Source organism: Psychrobacter sp. VH5 (assembly GCF_050572635.1).
GTDB classification, from domain to species: Bacteria; Pseudomonadota; Gammaproteobacteria; order Pseudomonadales; family Moraxellaceae; genus Psychrobacter; species Psychrobacter celer.
Window position 1 is genome coordinate 747,742 of record NZ_CP192145.1, and the last position, 13,507, is coordinate 761,248.

The following is a 13,507-nucleotide window of genomic DNA, read 5'->3' on the forward strand; positions in this document are numbered from 1 at the left end:
TTTTTTTGCATATGCGTTAGGACAAAGATAATAAGATTTAGAGCAAAGAAGCAAAGACTAAGGGGTTACGACCACATAATCATTGGTATTGATTAAGATCTCTGATGGCTGGTCTACGACGATACGTACGACGTTATCATTGACGGCTTGCGATTTATAATAGTTATCTTCGGCGACGGTACAGCCTAAGCAGCGACCCATGGCACTCCACGGCTCAACGAACAGCTTTTGCTGCGCTTGATCTGGATTACCCCCGATGATAGAAAATGGCAAACTGACGATATAAGCGGCGGTGCCAGCAACTGCATTGACCAGTTGCAAAGGCTTGCCCACAACGGTATCCACGACCATGGTTTCATAAGAGGGGCCAAAGTCGCTTTCATCAATCTCTATCGCTGCCAACGCAGGCTGCATGCTAGCCGCCATCAAACCTAAGCTTGCGACTGCTGTAAAAAGTTTTTGCTTAACGGCGCGTTGGTTGTTGGCTCTAACAGTCATAATGATATCCTAAAACTTATGATTAATATGGTTTGCTGGTGCTTTTAAAGCAACTAGGAAACCGCGTCTCTATAAAGTTATCGCAATAATAGACAGCTTAAATATTACAGATAGATGAATGATTTGCACAACTTATGTAAGTGCTAGCACTATTAAAGCAAGATGTGCGTCAATAAGCAACAAAAATGCGTACAATCGCGCGGCGGAAATAGAAACGGCGATTATATTATCGATAAATAAATAGTAGAGCATTATGAGTGGTTGTTTAAAACCAATGAGATAACAGTCAGCTGAGCTGCTAACAGGTGAGTGCCACTTAAGGATTTAGAGGCTGACAGTTGGCACAATAGACACTTGCGCGGCCGTTAAGTTTGATGTTTTTGAGGGGTGTATCGCAGTGTGGACAAGCTTCCCCTTGTCTGCCATAAACATTGAGTGTTTGTTGAAAATAACCTGTGGTGCCGCTTGCCACCGTAAAGTCGCGTAGAGTCGAGCCACCAAGCTCTATGGCTTTTAATAAAATATCTTTGATGTGAGCGACCAAAACCAATAGCTGCTCATAGGAAAGCTGATGGGCTGGGGTGGCGGGATGAATACCTGATAAATATAGGCTTTCTGTCGCATAGATATTGCCCACACCAACGACGACCTGCTGCTCCATAATCACTGATTTAATTGCGCGGGCTATCGGCTGCTTCTTTGATTTGGTGGTACTGGCAGCCGCTGTATTATTGCTGTCGTTAGGTGCAGTTGTCCGCTGAATCAGATGGTACAGATAGTCAGCGGTGAACGCCTCTGACAAAGGCTCAGGGCCTAAGTGATCAAGCAGCTTGGTGCGATAGTCTCGATACCAGAGCACCGAGCCAAACCGTCTAGGGTCATAGTAGTGCAGCTGGGTTTTGTTGTTGTCAGTATCGCGAAATGTGATCAGCAGATGATCGTGTTTGCGTTTTTCGGTCGCATGCTCGTGTTGTTGCAGGCTGCCTGACATACCCAAATGCACCAATAGCTTTTTTGGCTCCTTTATATGAGCGTGCTGAGAGCCATCATCAGAAGTAGAGGGTGAGAAGTTTAGGATCAAGTATTTGGCGCGGCGCTCCACACTGACTAAGGTATGATGAATCAAACTTCCCAAATCATCTGGCATAGCCCAGCGCAGTTTTGGCTGAAACACTTGTATGTCAGCGACTTGCTGACCATGTAAGGGGCTTAGGCTGGTCTTGGTGGTTTCTACTTCAGGCAATTCTGGCATGATGCTTTATGATAACTTTATGATTAAGGTAAGTTTGTAAGCTCAGGTCAAGGGACAGGCTATAAAAATACGCGCCTTATGCGACGGCACGTCTGGCATGCAAGATACCGTGCTGCTGCTCGAGCTTGGCCAATAGTTTAGACAAGTGCGCCAGTCCTGATACTTCGATATGGAACTTCAAAAAAGCGATATTGTCGTCATTACTTAACGTCTCAACTTGGCGAATATTGACGTTTTCTTTGTCAATAATCTGTGTCAAATCGCGTAATAACCCTCGTCTGTCATAGGCCTCTATATGTATATCGACTGGTTGATAGCGGCCAGGTTGGACGCGCCAGCTGGCCTCTACCTCGCGCTCAGGATCACGCTCGATGAGACGCAGATATTCTGGACAGCCACGATTGTGGACACTGACACCGCGTGACAAGGTGATATAGCCGGCGATGGGTTCGCCATGGATAGGGTGACAGCAGCCCGCCAAGCTAATCTCGATATTATCCAGTCCATCGATTCGTATCTTATAGGCATCGAGCTTGCTTGTGTCTTTTGTATCGATGCTGGGTACAAAATCCTCTGGCGGTCGCTCCGGCTCTAGCTGCAGCTGACGCGAGATATGACTGGTGAGCTGGTTTAAGCCGATGTCACCGGTGACCAACCCGACGATGATATCATCGGTATTATTGACATTAAAATGCTGGGTATAGTCATTGAGATCAATGCTGTTGGGATGTACGGACAAGCGCTCAAGCTCTTTGCTGAGCATTTGCCGCCCAATCTCGATGTTTTTGTCACGGTCTTGCTTGTTAAACCATTGGCGTAGTTTTGAGCGTGCACGGTTGGTATGGATATAACCAAGTGAGGCCACCAGCCAATCACGATTAGGCTCACGTGAGGCTTTGGTGATAATCTCTACTTGCTCTCCCGTTTTGAGCTGGTAGGTCAGCGGCACATAGCGCTGATTGACTCGCGCTGCCTGTGCGCGGTTGCCCACCTGCGTATGGACATAATAGGCAAAATCAAGGACGGTCGCGCCTTTTGGCAGCTCGGTGATATCGCCATCACGACTAAAGATATAAATGCGCTCCAGCTCATCGAAATCGACTAACTGTTCTTCTTCATCAAGCTCCAGCTCTTCTATTTCTTCGCCTGCTAAAACTGCTGAGCGCGGCTGATTGCGGGTTTCGTTATTAATGGACAAAAGCTGCCGCAGCGAGCTGATTCTTTGATTGAGGTAATTGTCTTTTTTGTTTTTTAGGCCTTCTTTATAATTGACATGCGCGCACATGCCAAGCTCGGCCTCAAAGTGCATCTCGCGCGTTCGAATCTGTACTTCCAGCGATTTGTTTTCGGCAATGACGGCAGTATGCAGCGAGCGATAGCCGTTGGACTTCGGGTTGGTGATATAGTCATCAAACTGCTCAGGAATATAACGCCATAAGCCATGCACGAGCCCAAGTACGTGATAGCAATCTGAGGGGCTGGTGACCAAAACCCGCAGCGCCCGAATATCATAAAGCTGATCAAACGATAAGCCTTTGAGCTTCATTTTTCGATAAATAGAGTAGATGTGTTTGACGCGTCCCGACACTTCTCCTTCGATACCGGCGTCTGCCAGCGCCTCATTGAGCTTGTCTTGCACGCGCTGGATATAAGACTCGCGCTCACTGCGTTTTTCTGACAGCAGCTTAGCGATTTCTTTGTAGCGCTCAGGTGCCAGATAGCGAAAAGCCAAGTCTTCTAGCTCCCACTTTAATTGGGCGATACCCAATCGGTGCGCTAGTGGGGCATAGATGGTCATGACTTCTCGCGCCACGCGATTTTGCCGCTCCTTACTAGAAAACGTCAGCTCACGCATGGCAAAGGTACGCTCGGCAAGCTTTATCAGTACAACACGGACATCGTTGGTGACCGAGATGAGCATGCTGTAGATGTTAGAGAGCTGGTCGCGCTGGTTGTTGACAAAGTGGTCTTCTAAACGCTTGTTGCTCTCGATGATCTCCGACAGCTTACCCATCGCTAGGGTATCTTTGACCAAGGTGGCGATGTCTGCTCCGAAGTTTTTTTCGATATCTGTCAGGCTAATGATAGACTTGCGCGCGCTACGATAAAGCATCGCTGCCACCAAGGCATCTTCGTCTTGATACAGGTACGTCAAAATATCGGTCATGCCAATACCTGTGACATAAGCGCCTGAGCGCTCGGACTCACTGGTATTCATATGGCTGCGAATAAACTCACAAGCCGCGCTGAGATTGGGCACCGCATCTTGGCCGATACGTTTGGCGACATTGTCCAGCCACGTTGGGACGTCGATGTTGACTTGATCTAGATTAATCGCCTCCAGCTCTTTTTTGGTTAGGGTGTTGTTTTTGTCCAAAAGCGGATTGTTTGCATACTCATTGGCAAGTTTTGGGTCATGTGTATGCAGCGCATAATCGGCGGAGCGATCAAAGGTGGTGTGCAGCTTATGAGTGGCCAGTTGGTATTTGATATCGAGGGGAATTTGGGCATAGCTATTGGCAGATTGGTGAGAGCGCTGGCTCGCAACCAGTTGCGCCGCTAGTGTGGCACTGTCAGCTTGAGTGGTTTGTCCATCCACCAACGGCAATCCTTCACGAATTTTGACCATAGCCGACTCCTCTTAGCTATCTTGAATTGATTATAACTTCATCTACTCTGCACGCACTTTGGATGAGATCACAAAGTGTCAGCTATAAACCAATACAACTGCTAAAAAATCCTTTTTTAGCAGCTATAAAATGCAAATAAAATATATAAAGCTATGAGTGCACGTCTTCGCCATGTGCTGATAGAGTAGACATAGGAAGATTGTTTATTATTATCTCATTTTGAGGCGACAAATCAAGCGAGGCTATGTAATGTCTGTTGTTGATAGGTTGAACTAGCGGGTTTGCCTCGCGATATTATCTATATTTTTAATAAAGACAGCGTGTTCTTTTTTGATAAGGACACGCCGGTAATATCAAACCGCAACCTTCTCAAAACGGGCAATGGACTCTACATGACCGGTATGACAAAACATATCCATCACCCCAGCATGCGTCAGGCGATAGCCTTGCTCTAATAAAGCCTTGGTGTCGCGCGCGAGCGTCGCTGGGTTACAAGAGACATAAACGATGCGCTCAGCGTTGAACTTAGGCAGATACTGCATAATTTCCCACGCGCCAGAGCGTGGTGGGTCGATCAAGAGCGCATCAAAGCCTTGGTTGGCCCACGGCTGATCTGAGCAATCATGCGTCAAATCCTGACTATAAAATTCTGTGTTGTTAAGGCCATTACGGCGGGCGTTGTCTGCGGCGCGCGCGGTCATTGCGTCACTGCCTTCTACGCCGACCACCGAGCCTGTCTCTCCGACAAGCCGCGCTAAGGGTAGACTAAAGTTGCCCAGTCCACTAAACAAATCCAGTACCCGTTCGCCTGCTTTTAAATCCAACAAATCGCAAGCAAGCTTGGTCATTTGACGGTTGACGGATAAGTTCACTTGCGTAAAGTCAGTTGGAATAAATTCATACGTCAGGTCAAACTCGGGTAGCTGATAATACAAACGTCCAAACTGCTGACTCATATCATCATCAGCGCTCAAGGCGATACGCTGAATGCTATCAGCACCTTTGGGCTGTAGATACAACTGCCAGCTGCGCGCTGCAAAAAACGCCTTTAGCTTTTCTACATCCGCCTCTGACAACGGCGCTAAATTGCGTACGATCAAAGCAACGGGCTGGTTGCCGTCTGGTAGCCCGTCTATTTGTTCACCCATCGCCAGCTCAAGCTGGGCAATCTTGTCACGGCTCTCTAAAGTACTAATCAGTGCTTTTAGGTTTTCAATCTCAAAACCGATACGCGGGTCTAGAATATGACACTCGTTTAGCTCCGCCAAAAAGTTACTAGAGCGCTCTCGAAATCCGACCAACGCCGTTTCTTTTTTGGCGACATAGCGTACGCCTAAGCGCGCTTTGGTGCGATAGCCGAGGCGATCACCGACCACAGGCGCCAGCCAAGTATCAGGCTCGGCATTGGCCTGATGGATGAGCATCTCTGCCAGTACTGATTGCTTAAAATTGATTTGGCCATCTGGCTGCCAATGCTGCAAGCTACAGCCGCCGCAGACGCCGAAATGCGGGCAGGGCGGAACCGCGCGCTCAGGATTTGGATTGGCCGTAATACTCACAGCGTCGCCTTCTTCAAAGCTGGCACGACTGTTGGTCAACTTCACTAAAGCGCTCTCACCTGGTAAGGCAAAGCTGACAAAGACTTTTTTGCCGTGCTTGTCTTCGATATGGCCGTCATCTACGCCAAAGCCATTACCATATATCGCCACGCCGCGACCATCATGTGATAGACCATCAATCGAAAAAGGCAGCGGCTCGGCTTCTTTTAACCGTCGACGTGTCTTTGAAGAGGGTTTGGATTTTTTTTTGTTGGGCGGAATGGTGATTGTTTGGCGAGCGCTCTCAGGCGTCGTCGCCTCGGGTGCCGTAGAAGTCTTTGAATCGGTGGGCTGCATAAACCTGCCTTAATAATAAATGATAAATAACGAAAAATAAGGGTGAGTGCTACTGTGTATAGCTTTGCTCATAGCACTGCGGTAATATCGGATGGTCAATCACAGGGTTTAAGCGTCGGGTGCCGACGACCAATCAGCGATAAACTCATGATGACGTGGGCGACCATCTGCTTGGGTATATTGTCTTAAATAAGTCAGGCTCTGCTGCTGCCATATATCAAAATCCTGCAAAGACAGCTGTCCAGTTAGTCGTAACCAGCGCAAGTAAATCAGCCACGTATTCATGACATCAGACTCGCAATATATCGACAGTGTCTGCCAATCTGCTTCATTAACCAGATCGCCCACCATGCTACCATCGACACTGGTCTTGCCAGGCAGACCGTAGAGGCTTGCGACCACATCCATGGCTTCGCGGCGACTGGCACCATACTGGCTAAATCTATCCATCAAGTCTAAATGGCGAGTATGAAAGCGATTGACATAATTATCAAAACGCATGTTTTTGATGCGCTCGCCTTCTTCAAATAGCCACGGCGCTGCCAAGTCATACTGCATGGCGCGATAAATAAGGACCGGAATATCAAAGCCAGAGCCGTTCCAGCTGATCAGTTGCGGCAGTTTTTCAAGATCATTAAATGCCCGAAAAAACTTAGCAAGAATGTCTTTTTCGCTAAATTTGTCCGCCGTCAAAGAAAACAAAGAAAACTGACCGTCATTGATATACAGCGCTGATATACAGACGATACGCTGCAGCGGCAGACGCATAAAATCATGACCCGCTTCTTGTGTGCGTATCGCTGTCAGTGCGCTGAGGGCATCGGCATCGTTAAGCTCAGCCAACTGTGGATAGATACGGCGCGCCGCATCAGTATCGGCAATGGTCTCGATATCAAAGACCAGTATCGGGTCGGATGGTAAGGCTTGTGACATAGGTAAACCTAATTAATTGTTTGCTTATTGTGCGGCGTTTTCTGTACCGTTAACGACATTGTTGTCATTAACCTTGTCGTCATCTACATTGTATAAACCAGTCGATAAATAACGATCACCGCGGTCGCAGACGATAAAGGCGATGACGGCGTCTGGATTGGCTTTGGCGACTTGTAGCGCCGCCCATGCTGCTGCCCCAGATGATACGCCAGCGAAAATGCCTTCGGTTTTGGCCAGTTTGCGCATATAGACTTCGGCGATATGTTGATCGACATCCATCACCTCATCGACCAAATCAGCATCAAAGATACCCGGCATATACTCAGCAGGCCAGCGGCGGATGCCTGCAATAGAGGCGTCTTCATCAGGCTGTAGACCAATCACCTTAATATCTGGGTTTTGCTCTTTTAGATAGCGAGACACCCCAGTGATCGTGCCTGTGGTCCCCATAGAGCTGATAAAGTGAGTGATTTTACCGTCTGTTTGTGTCCAAAGCTCAGGGCCTGTGGTGAGATAATGCGCTTGGCTATTGTCAGGGTTGTTGAACTGGTCCAGCACAATCCCTTTGCCATCGGCTTGCATCTGCAGAGCCAAGTCGCGCGCCGCTTCCATGCCTTCATCGACCTCGATGAGGGTGGCACCATAAGCCGTCATGGCGTCTTTGCGCTCTTGGGTTGAGTTGGTCGGCATGAGTAGCGTCATCGGATAGCCGCGCATGGCGGCAACCATGGCGAGCGCAATACCAGTATTGCCGCTGGTGGCCTCAATCAGCATATCACCTGGCTTGATATCACCGCGCAGCTCTGCTTGATAAATCATGTTAAATGCTGGGCGATCTTTTACCGAGCCTGCTGGGTTATTGCCTTCTAGCTTGGCCAAGACCGATGTGCCACCAGAAATCTGCTCTTGCTCAGGCAAGCGCTGCAATTTCACCAAGGGTGTCTGCCCGACGCAATCGGCAAGGGCGGTAACTTGAGAGATGAAGGTGGCGTTTGACGTGGCCGTAGCTGACATAAGATACCCTTATTGTTAATATGAATGTTCAAACCTGATTTATGCACTTGCAAAGCGTGACCGTGTTGACTTTGATTGCCTAAAATCAACGACAGTTTTTTATCGTTGTCGCCGTGCATGCAAACGCTCGTCTACCGATGCATACGATGAAACTGTCGCCAAACGGGCATGACAGCGCGCAAAAATAGCGGCAAGTAAAAAGCTGCGCCATTATATCATTTTGTTTTTGCCTACGCTGAATGCATGCAGAAATTTTGGTAAATGAATGATGCTTATAAATGGTAGTTGAGACAAATACTGTTAAAATACTTGTATGATTCAGAGGCGTTATGATGCAGCCACCGCACTTATCGCCACGACTGATACCCAACGACTGATAGCTATAGCCAAGTGATAACGATAGCGCTATAGTACAGGACGCGATGGCGCAAAGTCGCTGTGATAAACCTAGCGTATGTCCTCCATTCAATTGATAGTCATCTTATCTTGTTTTTATCATTGTTTTAAAAAGAGGACACGCCCTAGCAAAACATTGAGATGAGAGCGAGCTTGCATGGCACACAAAAAACGTTTTGATACCAGTAGCGCCTATGGTCAGCTGATCATATTGGTGTTTTTGCCGATATGTATATTGGCCGCTGTCGGCGGTATTTTGGTGTTTCATGAGACCATGCGTGCCAGCGACTCTGAGCAAGAAGTGTTGGCCGAGGCGGTGCTGATTCGTTATACCCCAGAGATTGCAGATCTGATTCCTGAGCTGTTAGAGCAAGAGCGCCAGCAGGCGGGCAGTGCCTCCAAGGCTGCCGTCTCGACGCTAGAGGGCATTCGTGACAGGCTAGGCCGCATGCAGTCCGAACAGCACGTGCAGCGCATCGCGATTGTCAATGAAGACAATAAGGTGCTGGCCACGGTCGGTTATGGGCTCAATGAGCCTTGGCCATTGATTGATGCTTCAGCGCAATTTATCTCGCAAAAACCCACGCCGATTGGCACCGCTTATGGCAGTGTGCTTGGTGAGTTTGAAGGGCAGCGGCTGTGGTTGCTCGTCGATATGGACAACGAGCCGCTGTATATCGCGCGTTATCGCATCGCCATGGCGCTAGTGATTACGGGGTTGTTTACCATCCTGATTTTGCTGTTGAGTTTAAATATTTACTCAAAACGCTGGATCGCACCGATTTATGAGCTGCGCTTGCAGTTGCAGCGCACTCACGTAGACAATTTATATCAGCCGATTCCGGTGGAGTCGGATGGCGAGCTAAATTTATTGCAGCAAGATTTGGTCAATACTTTGCGCCGCTTGCACAGAAGCTTTCAAGACCTCAAAGACCATGCCGAGCAGACTGAGGATGACTTGCGTTTGGCATTTGATGAGATGGAAATGCAAAACATCTCGATCAGAAACGCGCGTGATGCCGCCATCTCAACCAGCCAAGCCAAATCGGCGTTTTTGGCCAATATCAGTCACGAGCTACGCACCCCGCTCAACAGTATTGATGGTTTTATCAACCTACTAGCGCGTCACGGCGAGCTAAATCCTGAGCAAGACTTGTACGTACAGACCATTCGTAAATCCTCAGCGCATCTGCTGGCGCTGGTCAACGATGTCTTAGATTTTTCTAAAATCGAGGCGGGCAAGCTGGTGCTTGATCGTCATGAGTTCGATCTTTATGACACCATTTATGATGTGGTCGATATGCTCTCGCCAGTCGCCGCCGAAAAAGGCCTGCGCATGGCAGTGCTGTTTTATAACGATGTGCCGATGCGTATCAATGGCGATGCCTTACGCCTCAAGCAAGTACTGACCAATATCGTTGGCAATGCGATTAAGTTTACCGACAGTGGTGATGTGGTGGTGCGGGTCAGCCTTGATGATCACCGTGATAATTATCTGATGATAAGTGTGCAAGACAGCGGTAAGGGCATCTCGCTTGCTGATCAAAAAATGCTGTTTCAAAGCTTTAGTCAAGGCGATCCTTCTATTACGCGTCAGTATGGTGGGACTGGGCTGGGTTTGGTCATCTCCAAGCAGCTGACGCGATTGATGGGCGGTGATATTGGGTTTTATGACAATGCGCAAGAAAACATTGCCAATCAAGGCGCGACGTTTTGGTTTCGGATGCCAGCGCACGTCGATGTGCTCGAGGCAGCGACAGGGCAGACAATTGAGCTGCCTGTGCTCGCGCCGCTTGCTAGCGAGACTGATGAGTTTAATGTGCTGGTGTGGATCAACCATCCAGCCTCGATACAAGTGCTCAAAGCCAGTCTGCAATATCTACCAATTCAGCTGACCCAAGCCAACTCATTGCCAGGTGTGCTTGAGTCGTTAAAAGAGCGTGGTAACTACTGGGACTGGGTCATCGTCGATGATGATACCCAAGACGATATGATGGCACTATTAAGACAAATTCGTCTGCACTATCAGGGCAAGCTTGCTGTCTTTGGCTATCAAGTGGCCGCCGATCAGGTTCTGCTCAACCGTTATCATGCCAATATCTTATATGAGCCTTTGGATAAAAGGCAGCTGTATGCCATGCTCGATACACAAAATCGCCGCCAGCCAACGAGTCTGCAAGAGCCGCGCTGGAAAGGGGTGACGGTGTTGGCAGTGGATGATCATCTGCCCAATCTCTTGGTACTCGATGCGCTGCTTAGCGAGCTGGGTATTCATGTCGTCACCGCCAGTAGCGGCTTTGATGCGATAGAGATTATCAGTAAGCAGCAAACCAAAAACCTGAAAACTGCCAAAAACCAAAAGCAAAGCCTGTCAAACAAAACCCAGCTCTCTAAAGCCGAAGCGCGAGATGACATGAGCAAAAAGTCAAACTCTGTGCTGTATGCAGAGGAGACGGTCAATGAAGATAAAGGCAGCAATCAAGACAATTATAAAGACACCCACAAAGATAGCATCGACTTGATATTTATGGATATCCAAATGCCGCGTATGTCTGGGCATGAAGCGGCCAAGCAAATCCGCAGTATCGAAAGCGATGACAGTCACATTCCTATCATTGCCTTGACAGCGCATGGGCTAGCTGATGAGCGTGACAAGCTGATAGCCAGTGGTATCAACGACTATGTCGGCAAACCTATTAGTCAGCCGCAGTTGCTGCAAGTGCTGCAAAAATGGCTGGGCCGCACCTCGACCACGCCGCAACTAACCGCGCTGTCTGAGGCCAATCTACATGGATTGGGCTTGCAAGACACGGATGCGGCCTCTAGTCGCACCGACGCGCACACAGATACTGACGCGCAAACCTTCTCTGAATGGCCGCTGGGCGCGACGACCAGCACGTATCCTGTCAGTAAAAGCGCGCGCACTACCGATGCCAGCGAGCCGCCAAAAATAACGCGACCATTATCACTCAAAAAAATCCGTGATGACTATTTACGTGACAGTCAGCCGCGCGAAGACTATAGACGAGAGACACCGCGAGAGACTCAGCCGCGCTACGACAGCTTACGCTTACAAAAGCAAGGACAGGCGCCGTTGCTGAGTCCGCCATCAGGGTCGAGGGATCATGCCAGCGAACCAAATACTGATCTAGCCGCGCGGCCGCAGGAGCAAAAGGATACAGCGATAGACAGCCCACATTCAGAGATTTTGGACTGGCAAGATGCGCTGACTCGCTCAGCCAACAAGCCTGATCTGGCAGCCAAGCTGATCATCATGATGCTCGATACCATCAATGATGAAAAGCAAGCGTTGACTCAAGCATGGGAGGCGCGTGACCGTAGTATGCTGGCGCAGATTGCCCATCGTATATTGGGTGGTAGCCGTTATACTGGCGTGCCGCAGCTGCGTCAGGCCAGCCAAGATTTAGAAGATAAGTGTTTATTAAATATCCAGCATACCACGCCTGCGCAGTTTGCCATGCTCCAGCCTTATTACGAAGCGCTACTGACCGCATTAAATAATTTGCAAACGCTAGATTTGTCCGCTTATCCGCAGCTCAATTACCATCGTCTAAGCGAAAACGACATGACGTGGAAAATGATTTAGGAGTAGTGGTTTAGGAGCAGTGATGAAGTAATAGTGACTGAGGAATAGTGAGGGGAAACAATAAAAAGCGCGACTTCATGTTGCCATGCTCATATAATCGATCCACCATAAAATAAATATCGTGCGACTGAGAGTGATTTTACGCAGCATCTGTCTGCATCGCACAGCAAGCAAAACTGATACCAGGCGCGCGCAAAAAATCACGTACTTCTTTTATGTAGGATTGACAATACAGTCTCGCTATAAAGTATCGTGGCAGTCAGTTATTGCTAAGGTAGGATATGGATAAGCCTGCTAACATTATCGCTATCAGTCTATCTTTTACCCATTCATAAATAAGGATCGTTATGAACGCCATTGCAACTTACCAATACGAAACGCTACAAGTGAGTGTCACTGATAATATACTCACTGTGACGCTAAATCGTCCGCACAAAAAAAACGCCATGAGCTTTCAAGTCATCGATGAGCTGATCGCCGTAGCAGGTCGCATTAGTAAAGACAAAACGATACGCGCGGTCATCTTAAACGGTGCAGAAGGGACATTTTGTGCCGGTATCGACTTGGGCGACTTGAACCATCCCAAAAACCAAGCCTTTGCCATTTGGGAGCTGGTGAAGCCATGGCAAAGCTCGTTTCAGCGTGTTTGCTTGGTCTGGCGTGATGTGCCAGTACCGGTCATCGCCGTCTTAGAGGGCTACTGTATTGGTGCTGGGTTACAGCTGGCATTGGCCTGTGATGTGCGTATTAGCCATCCAGATTGTCAGCTGTCTATCATGGAGGCCAAATGGGGACTGGTGCCAGATATGGGATTGACGCAATCGGCGTATGGCGTGGTACGAGAAGACGTTCTCAAAGAGCTGGCTATGACGGCGCGCATCATTAATGCTACTGACGGCAAAGAATTAGGATTAATCAGTCATTGTAGTGAGACGCCACTTGAGCAAGCACAGCAGCTCGCCGCTGAGTTTGCCGAGCGCTCTCCTGACGCTGTGCTAGCAAGCAAACGCGTAATTAATGCCATGCATCATCAGCCTGCGACTACCTTATATAAAGAAAAGATCTGGCAGATTAAGATGATGCTGGGCCGCAATCGCAAGCTGGCCCTTAGAAAAGTCAAGCAAGCCAGCACCACCTTTGCCAAGCGACAGTTTCGCTAGTCTTTTATAATGAGTCATAAATCATAAGGGTTTACATCAGAGGTAGAAAAATTTAGACAGAGTCTTATGCTTTATATTGATTGTTTTTAGTTGTTAAGTCGCGTGTTATGGCTATTGAAATA

The 13,507-nt window shown here is 48.5% G+C and carries 8 protein-coding genes; 2 read left to right on the forward strand and 6 right to left on the reverse strand.

What is annotated here, in order from left to right; translation table 11 throughout:
• Positions 1 to 57 precede the first annotated feature (57 nt).
• The 6 genes from ACNFVB_RS03190 to cysM form a co-directional block, all read right to left on the reverse strand.
• Complete coding sequence (locus ACNFVB_RS03190) at positions 58 to 498, reverse strand: hypothetical protein (protein ID WP_105244818.1); 441 nt, start codon at positions 496 to 498, stop codon at positions 58 to 60.
• A 316-nt stretch (positions 499 to 814) separates the two neighbouring features.
• Positions 815 to 1,750, reverse strand: a complete 936-nt coding sequence (gene mutM, locus ACNFVB_RS03195; protein ID WP_430738073.1) for a bifunctional DNA-formamidopyrimidine glycosylase/DNA-(apurinic or apyrimidinic site) lyase — start codon at positions 1,748 to 1,750, stop codon at positions 815 to 817.
• A gap of 76 nt (positions 1,751 to 1,826) precedes the next feature.
• Positions 1,827 to 4,379, reverse strand: a complete 2,553-nt coding sequence (locus ACNFVB_RS03200; protein WP_430738074.1) for a RelA/SpoT family protein — start codon at positions 4,377 to 4,379, stop codon at positions 1,827 to 1,829.
• A 354-nt stretch (positions 4,380 to 4,733) separates the two neighbouring features.
• Positions 4,734 to 6,275 (reverse strand): 23S rRNA (uracil(1939)-C(5))-methyltransferase RlmD, encoded by a 1,542-nt coding sequence (gene rlmD, locus ACNFVB_RS03205; protein WP_105244821.1) that lies wholly within the window; start codon positions 6,273 to 6,275, stop codon positions 4,734 to 4,736.
• 108 nt (positions 6,276 to 6,383) lie between these two features.
• The gene (locus ACNFVB_RS03210) at positions 6,384 to 7,208 is read right to left on the reverse strand and encodes a 3'-5' exonuclease (RefSeq protein ID WP_430738075.1); all 825 of its coding nucleotides are present in this window, start codon (positions 7,206 to 7,208) and stop codon (positions 6,384 to 6,386) included.
• Positions 7,209 to 7,232: 24 nt separating this feature from the next.
• A complete protein-coding gene (gene cysM / locus ACNFVB_RS03215; protein ID WP_430738076.1) occupies positions 7,233 to 8,222 on the reverse strand; it encodes a cysteine synthase CysM in 990 nt (329 codons plus the stop codon).
• A gap of 553 nt (positions 8,223 to 8,775) precedes the next feature.
• On the opposite strand from cysM, the gene ACNFVB_RS03220 reads away from it, so the two are divergent.
• Both ACNFVB_RS03220 and ACNFVB_RS03225 read left to right on the forward strand, forming a co-directional pair.
• Entirely contained in the window at positions 8,776 to 12,225 is a 3,450-nt protein-coding gene (locus ACNFVB_RS03220; protein ID WP_430738077.1) for an ATP-binding protein, read from the forward strand.
• A gap of 347 nt (positions 12,226 to 12,572) precedes the next feature.
• Positions 12,573 to 13,385: a crotonase/enoyl-CoA hydratase family protein gene (locus ACNFVB_RS03225; RefSeq protein WP_430738078.1), complete on the forward strand. Its 813-nt coding sequence runs from the start codon at positions 12,573 to 12,575 to the stop codon at positions 13,383 to 13,385.
• Positions 13,386 to 13,507: the final 122 nt, after the last annotated feature.